This is a genomic window from Corallococcus exercitus, assembly GCF_003611585.1.
Taxonomy (GTDB): domain Bacteria; phylum Myxococcota; class Myxococcia; order Myxococcales; family Myxococcaceae; genus Corallococcus; species Corallococcus exercitus.
The window spans coordinates 1-17,703 of the sequence record NZ_RAVW01000189.1; the positions used below are offsets into that span (position 1 = coordinate 1).

A 17,703-nucleotide genomic window follows, 5' to 3' on the forward strand; every position below is an offset into this window, starting at 1 on the left:
CTCCCTCCCCCGCCGCCTCCGCCGCGTTCTTCACCAGGTTGAGCAGCACCTGCCGCAACCTGGACGCCTGCGCCCACGCGGTGCCCTCGCCGTGCACCTCCACCGCTGCCGTTCCCAGGCGCGTGGCTTCACGCAGGCGGGAGACGACCTCCTCGCACGCGCCGCGCAGCGCCACCGGCTCCAGCGGCCCGCGCCCCGGCCGCGCCAGGTCCAGGAGCCCCTCCACGATGTCCTGGCAGCGCACCGCCTCCTCCTCCACCACGCGCAGGTCCTCCGCGAGCGCGCCCTCCGCCCGCCGCTGCAACAGCCGCACGTAGCCGAGGATGACGCCCAGCGGGTTGTTGATTTCATGCGCCACGCCCGCCGCCAGCCGGCCGATGCCCGCCAGCTTCTCGTGCTGGACCAGCCGCGCCTGGTGCTCCCGCAGCGCGCCCGTCATCCGGTTGAGCTGCGCGGCCAGGTGCCCCAGCTCCCCCGGGTCGTCCTCCGGGATGCGCACGTCCAGGTCCCCGCGCGCCAGCCGCGCCGCGCCCTCCGACAGCCGCGCCACCGGCCGCGCCACCGAGTTGCCGATGTAGACGCCCACCCCGGCCGCGAACAGCGTGGCCCCGCCCAGCAGCAGCAGCGCCCAGCGGAAGCTGTCGCGCTCCACCGCGCCCACGTGCGACTCGAAGGCCGCCATCGACGCGTCCGAGTCCGCCGTCAGCGCGTCCACCCGCGCCTGGATGCGCGACACCCACTCCAGCGCCCGCCCATGCGCCGCCTCCACCGCGGGAGCGTCCTTCGCCATCACCGCGGGCAGCAGCGTGTCCCGGTAGAGCGTGTCCAGCGCGTCGCCCGACGCCTGGATGTCCGCCACCGCCGCGCGCTCGTCCGCGTCGCGCGCGTGCTCCGCCAGCCGCCGCGTCAGCTCCGCCACCCGCGCGCGAGCCTCCGTGTGGAAGCGGCGGTGGCTGTCGTTGCCCAGGATGATGGTGTGCGCCAGGTGCGCGTACTGGTCCCGCACCGCCGTGGCCAGCTCGCGCGCCTCCCGCGCCCGGCCGCCCACCTCGCGCAGCGCATGGGTGCCCTCATGGATGTCCGACAGCCGGCCGAGCGCATAGCCCGACGCCGCCGCGAACAGCGCCACCAGCGCGCCGAACGCGAGCAACACCCTGCGGGTCGTGGTGCCGGAGACAGGTCCCATGGGAAGCCCTCTTATACGGCGCGGCCCCGGGCCCGCGCCCGGCCCATGTCTTCCAAGGACCGTCCGGTCCCGCATTCCCCTTGCGCCCCTCCCCTCCGGCCGAGCATGACTCGCCCGAGGAGGCGCGGGCCCATCTTTGGGGGACCCCCGTTGCCGGGAACCACTCATGGCGATGCGCTTCAAGAACCTGGATGGCAGCGGACCGCAGGCCTTCACCCGCGTCTTCAAGTGGGCCGTCACGGACAAGCTCCTGGGCAAGCGCCGCGGTTCGCCCGCGCGCGCCGTGGTGCCGCACGTGGAGCCGGACCTGGCCGTGCTCGCCACCCCGCCCGCCCCGGGCGAGGGCGCCCGCCTGACGTGGCTGGGCCACGCCAGCTGGCTGGTGCAGCTGGATGGCGTGTCGCTGCTCATCGACCCGGTGCTGCGCGACGCCATCAACGTCGTCATCCGCCGCAACGTGCCGCCCGGCGTGCCGGTGGAGAAGCTGCCGCGCATCGACGCGAGCCTCGTGTCCCACAACCACTACGACCACCTGGACCTGCCCACGCTCAAGCAGGTGGGCGCCCGCGTCATCACCGGCCTGGGCCACGCGCCGGTGTTCCAGGGCCAGGGCCTGTCCTTCCATGAGCTGGACTGGTGGGAGTCCACGCAGGTGGGCCCCGTGCGCGTGCACTACGTGCCGTCCCAGCACTGGAGCCGCCGCGGCCTGAACGACGCCAACGAGATGCTCTGGGGCGGCTTCGTGGTGGAGGGCTCCAGCGCGCGCGTCTACCACTCCGGCGACACCGCCTACTTCCAGGGCTTCAAGGAGATTGGCGCCCGGTTCCCCCAGCTGGACGCGGCGCTGTTGCCCATTGGCGCCTATGACCCGGCGTGGTTCATGCGGCTGCAGCACATGAACCCGGAGGAGGCGGTGCAGGCCTTCGAGGACCTGGGCGCGCTGGCCTTCTTCGCCATGCACTGGGGCACGTTCAAGCTCACCGACGAGCCGCTCGACGAGCCCCCCGTCCGCCTGGACGCGGAGTGGCTGCGCCGGGGCTGGCCTCGCGACCGCGTGCACGTGCTGCCGGTGGGCGGCACACACACCGTGCGCCACGGTTGAGCGCTGGCGGGGCTTGTGGTCTCAAGCAGGCATGCTCCTGCCCACCCTCGCCGCCCTGGTCCTCACGCAGGCCCCACCACCCCTCACCACCCTCTCCGAGCAGAGCGGCTGGAAGCGCACCGGCCGCTACGCGGAAGCAGAGGCGCTCTGCCGCGCCTTCCCCAAGGCGTTCCCCGGCAAGGCCCGCTGCGACACGCTGGGCACCACGCCAGAGGGCCGCCCGATGGTGGCGCTCGTCGTCAGCCCCGATGGCACCCTCACCGCGGACGCCGCGCGCAAGAAGGGGCGTCCCGTCGTCTTCTTCCAGGGCGGCATCCACGCGGGTGAAATCGACGGCAAGGACGCGGGCTATTGGCTCCTGCGCGACGCGCTCCAGAACCGGGCGTCCGTGCCGGACCTGCTCAAGGGCGTCACCGCCGTCTTCGTCCCCGTCTTCAACGTGGACGGCCATGAGCGCTTCAACCCCAACCACCGCCCCAACCAGGTGGGCCCGGAGGAGATGGGCTTCCGCGTCACCGGCCAGAACCTCAACCTCAACCGGGACTACGTGAAGGCGGACGCACCGGAGATGGTGCTGCTGCTCAAGTACCTCAACGCGTGGGATCCGCTGGTCTACGTGGACCTGCACGTCACCGACGGCGCGAAGTTCGAACCCGACGTGTCCGTGGGCGTGGAGCCCCAGAAGTCAGGCCCGCCCGCGCTGCGCGAGCTGGGCACGAAGCTGGTGGACGAGCTCTTCACCGGCCTCACCGCCGCAGGCCACCAGCCGCTGCGCTTCTACCCGTCCTTCCTCCAGGACGACGACCCCACCAGCGGCTTCGCCTACGGCGTCCCCCCGCCGCGCTTCAGCCATGGCTTCTGGTCCATCCACCACCGCTTCGGCGTGCTCGTGGAGACGCACTCCTGGAAGCCCTACGCGGAGCGCGTGAAGACCACCCGCGACGTGCTGGAGGGGCTCTTGCGGCTCGTGTCCCGCGACGGCGCCGCGCTCCAGGCCGCCGTGAAGGCGGAGGACCAGAAGGCCGAGGCCGGGCAGGTGCGCGAGGTGGTGCTCGGCTGGGAGAGCACGCCCAAGCGGGAGACGATTGAGTTCAAGGGCTACGCCTACGAGCGCGGCCCGTCGGACATCTCCGGCCAGCCGTACATCCGCTACGACGACACGAAGCCCCAGACGTGGAAGGTGCCGTACGCGCCGGACATCCAGCCCGCCCTCACCGCGACGCTGCCCGCGGGCGGCTACCTGGTGTCCGCCGCGCACGCCGCGTGGGTCGCGCCCAAGCTGGCCGCGCACGGCATCGCGTTCCAGCGCCTCCCCCGCGCGGTGCCCGCCGCGAAGGTGGAGTCGTTCCGCTCGAAGGACTTCCAGTTCCAGGCGCGCTCCAACGAAAGCCACCAGGGCCTCACCGCCAAGGGCGAGTGGAAGCCGGACACGCAGGACCTGCCCGTGGGGACGCTCTACGTGCCGGTGGCGCAGAAGAACGTGCAGCTGGTGGCGCACCTCTTCGAGCCCGCGGGGCCGGACTCGCTCCTGGCGTGGGGCTTCTTCAACGCCCACTTCGAGCAGAAGGAATACATCGAGGACTACGTGCTGGAGCCCTGGGCCCGGGAGCTGCTCGCGAAGGACGCGGGCGTGAAGGCCGCCTTCCAGGAGCGGCTGAAGGACCCCGCCTTCGCCAAGGACCCGCGCGCCCGCCTGCGCTTCTTCGCCGAGCGCCACCCGACCTGGGACGAGCGCCTGGGCCTCTACCCCGTGTACCGCACCGCCAGCGCGCCGCCCGTGAAGTAGCGGCAAGAAGAAGCCCCCGGCCCGCTTCCCCTCGAGGGGGCGTCGCGGAGCGGGGGCTTCGGAATCACCGCCGCGCTCCCGGTCCATGAGGCACCGGGAGCGCGTTTTCATTCAGGCCTAGCCGATGGGCTTCTCGCAGGCGCACGCGCTGACGTTGCACTTGAAGCCCGGCCCGCAGCCGCCGCAGTCCGGCTTGCAGACGCAGGCGCACAGGCCCGGGTCGGCGCCGAAGCCGGTGCCGCAGTTGAGCGCGCCCGTGTCGCAGACGCAGCCGCAGGCGTTGGCGTCGAACTTGTAGCCCGCCGCGCAGGTCGCGGACTGCACGCAGCTGCACGAGCAGGAGGCCGTGTTGCACGTCTCGAACGTGCCGCACGTGCCGCCGCAGTCCGGCGCGCAGGTGAAGTCACACACCTTGCGGTCGGTGTTGCACACCTGGCCCGCGGGCGCCGTGCCACCGCAGTCCGCCGGGCACTCGCACCTGTCCGTCGTGCGGTTGCAGACGAGCTTGCCGTCGCAGTAATCCGGGTCGTTCGGGTTGTAGTACTCCGTGTCGGACGAGCACGGCGGCGGGTTGCCCTCCGCCCTGGCGGTGCGGTCGATCCAGTAGCGGTACGACACCGCCGCCTGCGTCACACCGGACTGCTTCGGACGGCACGCGCCATAGAAGGACACGGTGCGGTTGATGCCGTCCACGTCGAAGCCGTGGGTGCGGCTGCGCGGCAGGTCCCCGATGCTGGGGCACAGGGAGGCATCCGCCACCTCCGCCACCGCCACCTTCATCGAGGCGCCAATCGGCGGCTTGATGGTCTTGTAGCCCACGGACGCGATGACGCTGTCCACGATGGCGTTGATGGTGTTGGTGATGGAGGTGTTGTCCCGGATGCTGCCGGACACGCCGCCCGAGGCCTGGATGACGTCCAGGTGGCGCGGGTTCGTGTTGTCCTCGTCCTTGTTGCACCGGGCGCCGTCCGGCGGGCAGATGATGCCGTGCATCTGGATGGGCGCGTTGACCGGGTTCTTCGTCGAGCCCGCCACGCTGCCCGTGTTGAGGAAGTACGCCGTGTAGTCCGCCACGGTGCTGGCGGACTGGTCACGCGTGTCCGTGAGGACGACCACCACCACCTTCGCGCCCGGACGGATGCGCGTCGCCGCGGTGCCGCCCGTCGCGGTCAGGTCGTTGATGGCCTTGCGCGCCGCCTCCAGCGAGCGCTCGGCGCCGTCACCGCCCAGGCCCACCCAGCACTCCTTGTCGCTGGCGCAGGTGGTGTTGGGCAGCGTCGTGGTGCCGTTCACCGCGCACGCCTTGGACGTGGTGTTGCACGTCGCGTTCTGCGTCAGCCACGCCTTGAACTGGTCGACGTTCTGCGTGAACGCGCGGAGCACGCCGTTGTTGGGACCGCTGCCGGTGTACGCGGTGGTGACCATGCCCAGGCGCCAGTCCAGCGTGGCGTTGGCCAGCTTGTTGGCCACCGCCGCCGCCGCGCCGGCGAGGAAGGTCTGCGACGAGGCCATGGAGCCGGAGTCATCCACCACGAAGAGGAAGTCCACCACCGCGGTGTTGCCGGTGAAGACCTCACACTGCACCGCGTCCGCGTCGCCGAACTGCGCCAGCGCGGAGCCGCCCGCCGTGTCCGCCATCGTGAAGAGGCTGCCCGACTCGTTGTAGAGGGCCGCCGGTGTGATGGCGAGCACCGCCACCACGCTCCCGTTGGAGCGGTGCACGTACTGCGCTTGAATCTTGAACGGGCCGGTGACGCCCGTGGCGCCGGTGAAGGCGCCCGCGCTGGTGGGCGCCAGCTGCCGCGCCAGCGAGTTGGTGAACGCCTTCAGCTCCGTGGTGCCGGTGACGCCGTAGCGGGCGACCGCCGCGGGGAAGCCGTCCCAGGTGGTGAACGTCTGCGTGAACTCCACGTCCGCGGGCGCCAGCAGCGCCGCGCCGGTGCGGATGCCCGACTCGTCACCCGCGGGCGTGGTGGAGGAGCCCACCTGGCCGCGCTTGTACGCGATGAACGTCACCTGCTTCGTGTCGTCCCAGCCCATCACGCCCACGGTCTGACCGTTGGCCGTGAGGTTGACCAGGTTGGCGCTCTTGAAGGTGTTGGGCAGCGCGAGCCGCAGGTCCGCGCCGCTGTCCTCCTTGAACGTCACCGTGCGCAGGTTCTGCACGCTGCACGCCTTGCCGGCGGGCGTGGTGGCCGCGCCGTCCTTGGGGTCCAGCGGGTTCAATTCGCCCGGGTCCACGCGGCCGTTCTGGTTGGAGTCCTCCGCGCCGTCGGGGATGCCGTCGCCGTCGGAGTCCGCCTTGTTGGGGTCCGTCTTCGTCGTGGGGTCCGCGTCGCCCGCGTAGCCGCAGTTGTTGCGCGGGGCCGCGGCCGTGGTCACGCCACGCTCCACGCCGTCGAGCAGACCGTCGCCGTCGGTGTCCGGGTTGGTGGGGTCCGACTCACCGGGATCCACCTGGCCGTTGGAGTTGGGGTCCTCACCGAGGAAGCCGTCGCGGCCGGCGCCGTCCTGGAGCCCGTCGCAGTCGGTGTCCGTCAGGCGCGGATCCGTCTCACCGGGTTCCACGCGGCCGTTCTTGTTCGTGTCCTCCACGCCGTCCGCCACGCCGTCGCCGTCCGTGTCGGCCTTGTTCTTGTCGGTGCCGGTGGCGATCTCCACCGAGTCGGGGATGCCGTCGAAGTCCGCGTCGGGCACGGACGCGGCGCAGTCCGCCACGCGCGGGTTCGTCTCACCCGAGTCGTACTTGCCGTTCTTGTTCACGTCCTCGGCGCCGTCCGAGCAGGTGTCGCCGTCGGTGTCGGGCTTGAGCGGATCCGTGGCGGTCTGCTTCTCCAGGCCGTCCGGCAGGCCGTCGCCGTCGCTGTCGCGCAGGCGCGGATCCGTCTCACCGGGGCTCACCGAGCCGTTCTTGTTCGCGTCCTCCACGCCGTCCGTCAGGCCGTCACTGTCGGAGTCCGCGGTGTTGGGGTCCGTCTCCGTGAGGTCGCGCTTGCCGTTGCGGTTGGAGTCCTCCAGACCGTCCGGCAGTCCGTCCCCGTCCGTGTCTGCCTTCACCGGCGAGGTGCGCGAGGAGGGGTCCTGATCCGGGTAGAAGGAGCACGCCGGATTCACACTCGTGGTGCGGCCCACTTCCACACCGTCGCGGATGCCGTCGCCGTCCGAGTCGCGCAGGCCGGGGTTCGTCTTCAGGCCACCGGTGTAGACGGTGGAGAACTCCTCCTGGTCCGACAGGCCGTCGCAGTCCGAATCCTTCGTCGCGTTGGTCGGATCATAAGGGTCGGTGGTGACTTCGCCCGGGTCGGGATCAGGGTCGACGATGACGCCCGCGTCCTCGACGTAACCGGCGTCGAAGCCCGCGTCGAAGCCCGCGTCGTTGCCGCCGTCGTTGCCTCCGTCGGTGGTGGGATTGGGGTCGGTGCCAGGGTCGGGGTCCGGGTCGCTGCCGCCACAGCCCGCCATGAGCGTGGCGGCCAGCAGCGTGCCGGAGAAGAGTCGGATCCAATTGCGCATACGGGTCTGCACTCCGAGAAGGGGGGTTACGGAGAACACCCGACAGCATAGAGGGACGCGCGTCTGATTCCGATGTAGGTACGCCCTCGGGCCGAGAGGACATCACGATTCGTAAACTTGGCGTCCACCACTGTCGCCTGTTTCCGACTGCACTGTCTTTACGGGGGCCAGGAGGGCTCGGTTATCGTCCGCTCCGTGCCTGTCTTCGGTCTTGCGGCGGTATGGGGGGAAGCGGCTTCGCCTGAGAAGGCGGCAGCCGTGGTGGAAGGCCTGGGCGCGCTCATGCCGTCCGCGCAGTCCATGCAGCTCGTGGTGGCATTTCGCGACGAGGCCGGCGCGCTGGAGGTGAAGGTCGACGTGCCTGGCTATCCGCGCGCGGCGGTGGAGCGGCTGGGCGAGGAAGTGCGCAAGAGCGGCGGCACGTTCGTGGAGCTGTGGCGGTTGCCCAAGGCGGAGCGGGACGCGCTGCGCTCCCGCACGCTGGCGGGCGGCACGCCGTTCTCCGGCACCGAGCGCACGCAGGCCGCGCAGGAGCTGCGGCAGCACCTGGAGGCCCTGTCCGCGCGAGGTCCCCTGCCCGCCGCGTCCGCGCCCACGCTCCCGTCCACGCCGCCCGCCGAAGCGCCTCCCGCGCCGCCGGCCACCCACACCGGGAGCGGAGGCGAGTCGTACCGCGCGCCGGAGACGGAGGCGTCCGCGGATCCGTCGTCGTCGGGTTCGCCTTCGGGCTCCGGAGACGAGCCGCAGCGCAGGGCCCGGCGTTTCGCCGTGAAGCTGGAGATGGAGTTCCGCACGGAGCTGGACTTCGTGCGCGAGCACGCGCTGAACATCAGCAACGGCGGCCTCTTCGTGCGCACGGCGCACCGCCCGCCGCAGGACAGCGTCGTCACGGTGGACGTGAAGCTGCCCAACGGCCAGCGGCTGCAGGGCGAGGCGCTGGTGGTGCACGTGGTGGACGCGCCGTACACGGGGGGCGTGGGGCTGGCCTTCCTGAGCGACGACGCCACCTTCGCGGCGACGCTGGACGGGTACCTGGCGAGCCTGGTGGGAGAGAAGGCGTGACGCTGGAGGAAGGCCCGACGCCGGAGTGGCCGCGCGACCTGGGGCGCTTCCAGTTGCTGTCGCGGCTGGGGCGTGGCGGCAACGCGGAGGTGTTCCGCGCGCGGATGCTCCAGGGGCCGCTGGCGGGCGAGGAGGTGGCCCTCAAGCGCGTGCGGCCGGAGCGCCTGCGGGACGCGGAGGCGCGCGAGCAACTGCTGCACGAGGCGGAGCTGGCGCGGTGCCTGGTGCATCCGCACATCGTGGGCTTCCGGGAGTACGGCGAGCTGGCGGATGGGCCCTACCTGGCGCTGGAGCTGGTGGACGGCACGGACCTGGGGCGCGTGCTGGCGCAGTGCCGGCGCCGGCGCATCGAGCTGCCCATCGACCTCTCCGTGATGATGGTGCGCCACGTGCTGGAGGCGCTGGCGCACGCGCACGCGGCCACCAACTCCAAGGGCCTGCCGCTGGCGGTGGTGCACTGCGACGTGTCCCCGCACAACGTGCTCTTGTCGCGCGGCGGCGAGGTGAAGCTGGCGGACTTCGGCGTGGCCCGCTCGCGCGCGGGCCTGGCGTTGGATCCGCGCCGCGTGGGCAAGCAGAACTACCGCTCGCCGGAGCTGCTGGCGGGCGAGGTCTCCGTGGCGGTGGACCTGTGGGCGGCGGCGGTGCTGCTGTACGAGCTGCTGTCGCTGGAGTCACCCTATCCGGACGGAACGGCCGAGGAGGTCGAGGCCTCCATCCGCGGCCTGCGCGTGACGCCCGTGCGCATGGTGGCGCCGGAGGTGTCGGATCCGCTGGCGCTGGTGCTGGACCGGGCGCTCGCGCCGCACCCGTCGCAGCGCTTCTCCTCGGCGGAGCAGTTCGCGCGGGCGCTGGCGGCACTGAGCGACGACCGCGTGGCGACGCCGCTGGCCGTGGCCGCGGTGGTGCGCGGTCTGATGGGCGCGGAGCCGGTGACGGGCTGAAGGCCGGGGGCGTGAAGTCCCCCGGCCCGGGCGTCACGCCACCTGCTGATCCGAAGGGACGACGATGCCCGCGTCGCCTTCGACGACGAGCCTGCTGCGGCCGCCGCCCTGCTTCACCACGCGCACCTGCACGCCGATGCGCTCGGCGAGCCCGCTGACGTGGGAGATGATGCCCACCTGGCGGCCGGTGGCCTGGAGCGCGTCGAGCGTGGCCAGCGCCACCTCCAGCGTCTCCGGGTCCAGGGTGCCGAAGCCCTCGTCGATGAAGAGCGTCTCCACCTGCGTCGTCTCCGACGACAGCGAGGCCAGGCCCAGCGCGAGCGCCAGCGACACGAGGAAGCTCTCGCCGCCGGAGAGGCTGGCCACGCTGCGCACCTCGTCGCCCATGTCGCCGTCCACCACCTGGAGGTCCAGGTCGTGGCCGGGCACGCGCTCCAGGCGGTAGCGGCGCGCGAGCTCGCGCAGGTGCGCGTTGGCGTGCAGGAGCAGCGCGTCCAGGGTGAGGCTCTGGGCGAAGACCTTGAACTTCTTCCCGTCGTGCGAACCGATGAGGTCGCCCAGCGTCTTCCAGACCTCCGCGTCGGCGCGGCGCAGCTCCAGCGCCCGGGCCTCCGCGCCATGGCGCGCGCGGGCGGCGTCGTCGGTGTCCAGCTTCGCGCGCAGCAGGGCCTCCGCGCGGCGGCGCACCTCGACGTCGGTGCGCAGGCGTTCGCAGAGGTCCGCGACGTCTGCTTCCGCCAGCGTGGGGAGCCCGGAGGACTCATGGCGCTCGCGGCGCTCGCGGCGCTCCACGAGGATGGCGCGGGCCTGGGCCACGGACTCGCGCAGGGCATTGAGCGCGCGGGCCTCCGCGTCGCACCAGGCGGCGCCGCGCGACAGCAGGGCCTTGAGTTCCTCCAGGGTGGTGCCGTGGCCGGCGAGGCGTTCCGCGAGGACGGCCTGGGCGCTGTCGAGGACGCGGACGGCCTCGGTGCGAAGGCGCACGGCGTCCTCGGCGCGGGCGGTGGCCACCTTCTCCGCCTGCTGGAGGGCTTCGGAGTCCTCGCGGGCGCGCTCGTAGGCGGCCTGGGCGGCGTCGAGCCGCGCCTGGACCTCCGCGCGCACCTCCTGCGTGGAGCGGCCATGGAGCAGCCGGGCGCGGGCCCTGGAGGCCTCCTGGAAGGCCGCGTCCTTGAGGCTCGCGCGGTGGGCGGCGGTCTCCGCGTCCTCGTGACGGGACTGGAGGCGGACCTCCTCGCGGGCGCGGCGGCCCTGCTCCTCCTCCAGGCGCCTGCGGGCGGCCTCCAGCTCCGCGAGCTTTTCGCGCCACTTCGTCACGCGCGCCAGGCACTGGCCCTGGAAGCGCACGGGGTCCTCGGCGAGCTTTTCCTTCCAGGGAGCAGTCTCACTGGCGAAGGGAGGCGACACCTCGGTGAGGGCGCGCTGCCGGGCATCGCGGGCGGTGTCCCGGCGAAGGAGCGCATCCCGGTGGGACTGGGCCGCGCGGGCCTGGGCATCCTCGGCCTTGCGAAGGGCTTCGGCCGCGCCTTCGCGCCGGGTGCGCCGGGTCTCCAGCAGGGCCCGGGCCTCACGCGCGGCGCTGGCGCGGGCTTCCGCGGAAGCCTCTTCCTCACGGAGGGTCGCGAGCCGGACGCGCACGTCCTCCTGCGCGGCGCGGATCCATCCCTGGGCGACGGGGGCTTCCGCATCCTCGGGGGGCGAGGCGTTGGCGGAGACGGAGTACAGGGCGTCCGCGTTCGAGGCGTCGGCGCCTGCATCCAGCGCGCCCTGCGTCCCGCGTGAAGCCCTCGCATCGGACGAGCTTGAGCGCTGGGCGTTCGCGTTCGCGGCATCGGCGCCTGCATCCAGCGCGCCCTGCTGCGTCCCACGTGAAGCCCTCGCATCGGACGAGCTTGAGCGCTGGGCGTTCGCGTTCGCGACATCGGCGCCTGCGTCCAGCGCGCCCTGCTGCGTCCCGCGTGAAGCCCTCGCATCGGACGAGCTTGCCGAGTCCTCACCCGGCAGTGCCGCACGGGCCCACCGCTCGCGCGCCGCGCGCCAGGACTCGCGATGCGCCGTGCGCTTGCGGGCCGCCGTGTCCCGCCGGCCTTCGGCCTGGGTCGCGGCCGTGTCCGCCGTCGCCTGCCGCACGCTCGCCGCGCTCTCCTGCTTCGCCACGGCATCGCGCGCCGACTCCAGCTCCAGCACCCGGGCCGCGGCCTCCGCGACCAGTCCTTCCAGCGCGGAACCCTCACGGGCATACGGATGTTCGAGCGCTCCACACAAGGGACACGGCTCACCGTCGTGCAGCGCGGCCCGGTGCGAAGCCAGCCCCTGCGTCGCCTCCGCGCGCGACTGCGCACGGCGCGCCTCGTGGAGCATCGCCTCCTGCGTCGCGCGCCGCGCCGCCGCGTCCTTCGCCTCCTCCGCCGCGCGCAGCGAAGCCTCGCGGTGCGCCTTCACCTCCGCCGCCGCGTCGCCCTCCGCCGTGCCCTCCGCCCGCGCGCCTTCGCCCGCGAGCGCCAGGGCCCCCAGCGCGTCCTGACGCGCGAGCAGCGCTTCGCGGAGCGCACGCCTTGCCGCGCCGCCGTCCTCACCCAGCGCGGCCTCCGCGTGCGTCGCCAGGGCCTGCGCCTGCGCTTCCGATTCGGCCGCGTCCTGGTGCTCCTCACGGCGCGCCTGGGCTTCGTTGCCCAGCCGGTCCGCGTCCTTCCCCAGGCGGTCCGCGTCCGCGCCCGCCGCCTGCTCCTCCTTCAGCGCTCCCGCGAAGCGCTCCAGCTCGCGCTGCCAGCGGGGCCACTCCGTCGCCAGGGACTCCCAGCTCGCATGCGACGCACGCCAGGCCTCGGCCGCGTCCACCACCGCCTGGGCCTTCACCTCCGCCGCCTGCACCAGCGCCAGCGCGTCGCGCGCCGAATCCTCCGCGGCCTTCGCCTGCTTCGCCAGCTCCGCGGCCTCACGGGCCTCGCGCTCCGCCTCCGCGCGGCGCGTGTCCAGCGTCGCGGCCTCCTCCAGCGCCGGACGCACCGACGCCTCCGCGTCCAGCGCCGCCGCCCGCGCGGCCTCCGCCTGCAACCGCACCTGCCGCTGCGCCGCCGCCGCCGCGAGCGCCGCTTCCGCCTGCGAGGCCCGCTCCAGCTGCTCGGCCTCCGCCCTCACGCAGCCCTGCTCCGCGGACTCCACCGCGGACACCACCGCGCGGAAGCCCTCCGCCGCGCGCACCGACTCCAGCAGCGCCTCGCGGGGCGCCGCCGCCTCCCGCTCCGCCTCCGCCCGCGTCACCGTGCTCGCGGCCTGCTGCTCCTGCGCCACGAACTCCGCGAGCTGCGCGTACCAGGACCGGGCCGCCTCCGCCTCGCGCAGCCGCGTCTCCTCGCGGATCCGCGCCGCCTCCTCGTCACCCAGCTGGACGCGCGCCGCCTCGCGATCCGCGTCCGACATCAGCGCGATGGCCGCGAGCCCCGCCGACAGCCGCTTCAGCTCCTCCTGCTCCTTCGCGTTCTTCTCGTGGGCCGCGATGGACAGCCGGCTGTACACCTCCGTGCCCGTCATCCGCTCCAGCAGCTCCGCGCGCTCGTTCGCGTCCGCGCGCAGGAACGCCGCGAACTCCCCCTGCGCCAGCAGCGCCGAGCGCCGGAACTGGTCGAACGACAACCCCAGCCGCTCTTGGATCGCCTGGAGCACCTCGCCCTTGGTGCGGCCGAACACCTGCCCGGAGGCCACGTCCGTCAGGCTCAGCTCCTGCGGCCGGAAGCGCCCTTCCGCGCGCTCGCGCGCCCGCCACACGTTCCACCGCGCCCGGTAGCGCCGCCCGTCCTTGCCCAGGAAGTCCACCTCCGCGTGGCCCTTGCCCGCCCCGCGCCGCAGCATGCCGCGCACGTCATAGGCCGACAGCCGCGCCTCCTCGTCCTCGTCCGCCCGGCCCACCAGCACCTTGCTGGGCCCGCCCAGCCGGGGCGTGCGGTCGAACAGCGCCAGGCACAGCGCATCCAAGAGCGTGCTCTTGCCCGCGCCCGTCGCGCCGGAGATGGCGAACAGCCCCAGCCGGTCCAGCGGCGCCCGGTCCAGCTCCAGCGCGAAGTCCCCCGCGAAGCTCGTGAGGTTGCTGCCGCGAATCGCCAGAATCTTCACGACGCGTCCTCCTGCACCTGCGTGAGCAGCGCGTGGAACGACTCCAGCAACCCCGGCGAAGGCGCCTCCTTGAAGTCCCGCGCGTAGCGGGCGAGGAACACGTCCTCCGGCGTGCGCTCACGCAACGACAGCCCCGGCCGCACGTCCGCCAGCGCTCCGCCCGTGCCCGTGTAGAAGGGCGTCAGCTTCACCAGCCGCGCCGCCCGGCCCTCCAGCGCCTTCTCCACCTTGTGGCGCAGCGCCGGCTCCGGCCGGGGCAGCGACACGCAGACCTCCAGGTACGGCCGCATCGACTCCGGCGCCCCCGCCTCGCACGCGGGCAGCGCCGCCAGCAGCTCCAGCACCTCCGACAGCGGCGCCGCGTCCCGGGCCGGCACCCGCATCATGTCCGTGGTGCGCGGCACCGACAGCGGACGCACCTGCTGGAGCGCCCCGTCCTCCAGGTCCAGCACCAGCACCTGGTGCCGGTAGTGCGCCTCCGACAGCGACAGCGGCAGCGGTGAACCGCTGTAGCGCACGCCCTCGCGGCCACCCACGCGCTGCGCCTTGTGCAGGTGTCCCAGCGCCGCGTACGCGACGTCCTCCGGGAACAGCTCCACCGGCAGCGCGTGCTGGTTGCCGCCAAGAATCTTCCGCTCGCTCAGCTCCGACAGCTCCGAGCCCGTCATGTAGCAATGGCCCATGGCCACCAGCGCCTGCCCGGACCTGCGCCGCCGCCGCGCGCCCTCCAGCACGTCCGAGTAGACGGAGCGAACGCCCTCCACCAGCCGGTCCCCTTCCCCGTCCGGCACCGAGGGCAGGTCCGAGGGCCGCAGGTACGGCACCGCCGCCACCCACGCGCCCACCTTCCCGCGCGCGTCGTGCACCGGCACCACCAGCCGCTCCAATTCCAGTCCGCCCCGGTGGCGCGGCAGTCCGCCCACCACGCGCACGCCCAGCGCGTGGAACAGCGGATCCGGCGCGTCCAGCCGCGCGGCGGAGTCGTGGTTGCCGCCCACCACCACCACGTCCAGCTTCGGCAGTGTGCGCCGGGCCCGCGCGATGAAGTGGTACCAGGCCGCCTGCGCCTCCGCGCTGGGGTTGGCCGTGTCGAAGATGTCCCCGGCCACCAGGAGCGCATCCACCTCCTGGGACTCCAACGTGTCCAACAGCCACGTCAGGAACGCGGCGTGCTCCGCTTCGCGTGAGACGTCATACAGCGTGTGGCCCAGGTGCCAGTCCGACGTGTGCAGCAGGCGCATCCGGCGTTCACCCTCCCTCGTGGCCCGGTGGCGGGTGCGGGCCGGGCAGCCTCCCCCGGTCCCAACCCCGACTCCAAGCGGCGAGCCCTCGCTCCCTTACCCGCCCCCTCTGACATTGTCGAAAAAGGGTGTCATTCCGCGCGCTTGCATTCGTGGCCTGCCCGACGCGTCCCGTCCTCCCCACCCCACGCGCCACGGAGCCTCCGCATGAGGAAGAACCCCACCCGCGAGGACGCACCGGCGGAGTGAGGCTTGTTGCGCCATCCGTGCGCATGCGCGAGTCCCCGCGCGACGGCGCCATGCGTCCAGCGCGAGGCACGCGGGATTCCACACGTTTGCATGCGCGCGGCGTCCCTTCCCCAGGTCCACGCACCCCATGCAGCAAGCTTGCCCGGCGCGCGGCGGTGCATCCGCGATCGGATTGTGGTTCCCGCGTCGCGGGGCCCGTGCACAATGCGCCGCCATGCTTTCCGGTGTCTTCTCCCCGCTCGGCATCCTCGCGTCCCTGGTCGTCCTGGGCGCCCTGGTCCTCGCCACGCTGTTCCAGCTCAAGCGCCGCCAGCGCGCCGCGTGGGAGGCGTTCGCGAAGGCGCACGGCCTGTCCATCGCGGAGCGGCGGATGGAGGTGCAGGGGCGCTACCAGGGGCGGCCGCTGCTGCTGGCCACGGGCAAGCGCGGCGGCGTGGGCGGCAAGAAGCGCCACACCGTGACGGTGCTGCGGCTGGACCTGGAGGGCGCGCTGCCGGCGGACCTGCTGCTGGAGCACGAGCGTCCCGAGGACAAGCTCCCCGGCGCCGCCACCCCGCGCGAGGAGTCGCTGGGCGACGCGGAGCTGGACGCGGCCTTCCAGGTGGAGGGGCTGGCCCCGGAAGCGCGTCCCGTGCTGTTGGATCCGAACGTGCGTCAGCGCCTGCTGGGGCTCAAGGGCCACCGCCGCGTGAGCCTCAAGGGCGGCTGGCTCCAGGTGGAGCAGCGCGGAGTCCCCGCGAGCGCCACCGCGCTGGAGGCATTGCTCCGCGCGCCCCACGACCTGGCCCGCGCCATCACCGAGGCCGCGCCCGCGCTGCCCGCGTCGAACGCGCTGGACGCTCCGCCGCACGCGGAGTCGCCGCTGGACGAAGAGCTGCCCGGCTCCGAGCACGCCTGAAGGCGGCCCTCACCCCGCCCGCGCGAGCGCCTCCACGAACCGCTCGCGCACGTGCGTGGCCAGCGCCGCGGAGTCCGGCCCGAACGTCTCCGGCGGCAGCGCCGGCATCACCTTCACGGTGACGGTGGCGCGAGGGCTCATCCACGGCCCGTCCCCATCCACCAGCTCCCGCGTGCCGCGCACCAGCACCGGCACCACCGGCACGTGCTCCTCCAGCGCCAGCTGGAACGCGCCGCGCTTGAAGGGCAGCAGCTCCCCCGGCGAATACGTGCCCTCCGGGAAGATGAGCACCGGGATGCCCTTGCGGAGCCAGCGGCGGCACGGGCCCAGGAGCTGCTCCATGGACGTGGAGCTGCCGCGCACGATGGGCACGTACCCCAGCAGCGTCATCATCCAGCCCACCAGCGGCGTGCGGAACAGCGACGCCTTCGCCACGAACTTGTACGGCGTGAACAACCCCATCACCGCGAGGATGTCCGCGAACGACTGGTGATTGACGACGTAGACGCACGGCCCCTTTGGCAACAGCTCCCGCCCCTCCACCCGCACGCGCCAGCCGGGCGAGGCGTGCAGCCACAGCCCGTAGCACCACCGGCACACCAGCACGTGCAGCCACTGGCGGTCGGGGTCCAGCGGGTACGCCACCACGAACAGCACCGCGCCCAGCGTGAAGAGGATGGGCGCGGTGACCAGGAACAGCGCGAAGAACCACAGCGAGACGACGTAGCGCATGCGTGAGAGGAGGTCCGTTCAGCGCGAGGCCGGAGGCGTCATGTTCGCCGCGAAGTTCATCGCGTAGTTGATCTCCAGACCGCCGTCCACGACCAGCGTCTGGCCGTTCACGTACGCGGAGCCCTCCGAACACAGCCATTCAATGGGGCGGGCAATCTCATCCACGTGGGCCACGTGCCCCGCGGGCACCTGCTCCTGCACCTTCGCCTCCAGCGCGTCCCACGCGTCGCCCATGTAGAAGCGGCTGGAGTCCGTGTCGATGTAGCCCGGGTTGACCGCGTTGACGCGGATGCCCGTGCCGGTCAGCTCCGCGGCCAGGTACTTCACCATGATCTCCATGGCGCCCTTCATCGCGCCCAGGAGGCCATGGAACGGCAGCGGCATGCGCGAGTCCATCCCGGACACCGCCACGATGCGCCCCTTGCGCCCCTCCATCAGCGGCACCGAGCGCTGCGCGCCCAACAGGAAGCTCTTCACCGTGACGTTGAAGGTCTTGTCCATCTGGTGCAGCTTCGTCTGCATCAGCGGCGTGAACACCGTGGACGCCGCGTTGGCGACGAACACGTCCAGCCCGCCGAACTCCTGCTGGATGACGTCGAAGACACCGTGCAGGGTGGCCGGCTCCAGCTGGTCCGCGACGACCGTGCGGCAGCGGCGGCCCAGCGCCTCCACTTCCTTCGCCAGCGACGCCGCGGCCTCCGCGTCCCGCCGGTACGTGGAGACGATGTCGTAGCCAGCACGGGCCAGCCGCAGGGAGACCGCACGGCCCACGCCGCGCGAGCCCCCGGTGATGAGCGCCACGGGAGGAGTCGTCATGGCCTCCAGGAGTACCATGTTCCTGTCCCTTATACACATCTCCGAGCCCACGAGACATGCGCAG

Annotated in this window: 11 protein-coding genes; 5 read left to right on the top strand and 6 right to left on the bottom strand. The window is 72.7% G+C overall.

What is annotated here, in order from left to right:
* The coding region (locus D7W79_RS22630; protein WP_120527467.1) for a sensor histidine kinase at window positions 1-1,186 on the bottom strand (1,186 nt) is incomplete at its 3' end.
* Window positions 1,187-1,352: 166 nt separating this feature from the next.
* On the opposite strand from D7W79_RS22630, the gene D7W79_RS22635 reads away from it, so the two are divergent.
* Both D7W79_RS22635 and D7W79_RS22640 read left to right on the top strand, forming a co-directional pair.
* The gene (locus tag D7W79_RS22635; RefSeq protein WP_120527468.1) at window positions 1,353-2,288 is read left to right on the top strand and encodes an MBL fold metallo-hydrolase; all 936 of its coding nucleotides are present in this window, start codon (window positions 1,353-1,355) and stop codon (window positions 2,286-2,288) included.
* A 31-nt stretch (window positions 2,289-2,319) separates the two neighbouring features.
* Complete coding sequence (locus tag D7W79_RS22640) at window positions 2,320-4,074, top strand: M14 family zinc carboxypeptidase (RefSeq protein ID WP_120527469.1); 1,755 nt, start codon at window positions 2,320-2,322, stop codon at window positions 4,072-4,074.
* Between the two features lie 117 nt (window positions 4,075-4,191).
* Here the strand turns inward: D7W79_RS22640 and cglD are convergent, their stop codons facing one another.
* A complete protein-coding gene (gene cglD, locus D7W79_RS22645; protein WP_120527470.1) occupies window positions 4,192-7,587 on the bottom strand; it encodes an adventurous gliding motility lipoprotein CglD in 3,396 nt (1,131 codons plus the stop codon).
* A gap of 261 nt (window positions 7,588-7,848) precedes the next feature.
* Here cglD and D7W79_RS22650 point away from each other — a divergent pair, with 261 nt between their 5' ends.
* Window positions 7,849-8,649: a TIGR02266 family protein gene (locus D7W79_RS22650; RefSeq protein WP_244221910.1), complete on the top strand. Its 801-nt coding sequence runs from the start codon at window positions 7,849-7,851 to the stop codon at window positions 8,647-8,649.
* A complete protein-coding gene (locus D7W79_RS22655; RefSeq protein WP_208729806.1) occupies window positions 8,646-9,593 on the top strand; it encodes a serine/threonine-protein kinase in 948 nt (315 codons plus the stop codon). Before D7W79_RS22650 ends, D7W79_RS22655 begins: the two co-directional genes overlap by 4 nt.
* A gap of 33 nt (window positions 9,594-9,626) precedes the next feature.
* On the opposite strand, the gene D7W79_RS45800 is transcribed toward D7W79_RS22655, so the two are convergent.
* Window positions 9,627-13,703 (bottom strand): AAA family ATPase, encoded by a 4,077-nt coding sequence (locus D7W79_RS45800; RefSeq protein ID WP_120527472.1) that lies wholly within the window; start codon window positions 13,701-13,703, stop codon window positions 9,627-9,629.
* A complete protein-coding gene (locus tag D7W79_RS22665) occupies window positions 13,700-14,944 on the bottom strand; it encodes an exonuclease SbcCD subunit D (RefSeq protein WP_120527473.1) in 1,245 nt (414 codons plus the stop codon). The genes D7W79_RS45800 and D7W79_RS22665 overlap by 4 nt, the downstream gene beginning before the upstream one ends.
* A 463-nt stretch (window positions 14,945-15,407) precedes the next feature.
* Between D7W79_RS22665 and D7W79_RS22670 the strand changes: the two genes are divergently transcribed.
* Window positions 15,408-16,091 carry a hypothetical protein gene (locus D7W79_RS22670; RefSeq protein ID WP_120527474.1) on the top strand — a complete coding sequence of 228 codons (684 nt, stop codon included), beginning with the start codon at window positions 15,408-15,410 and terminating at the stop codon, window positions 16,089-16,091.
* 9 nt (window positions 16,092-16,100) lie between these two features.
* On the opposite strand, the gene D7W79_RS22675 is transcribed toward D7W79_RS22670, so the two are convergent.
* Window positions 16,101-16,823, bottom strand: a complete 723-nt coding sequence (locus D7W79_RS22675) for a lysophospholipid acyltransferase family protein (protein WP_120527475.1) — start codon at window positions 16,821-16,823, stop codon at window positions 16,101-16,103.
* Window positions 16,824-16,841: 18 nt separating this feature from the next.
* Entirely contained in the window at window positions 16,842-17,678 is an 837-nt protein-coding gene (locus D7W79_RS22680; protein ID WP_244221911.1) for an SDR family NAD(P)-dependent oxidoreductase, read from the bottom strand.
* Window positions 17,679-17,703 lie beyond the last annotated feature (25 nt).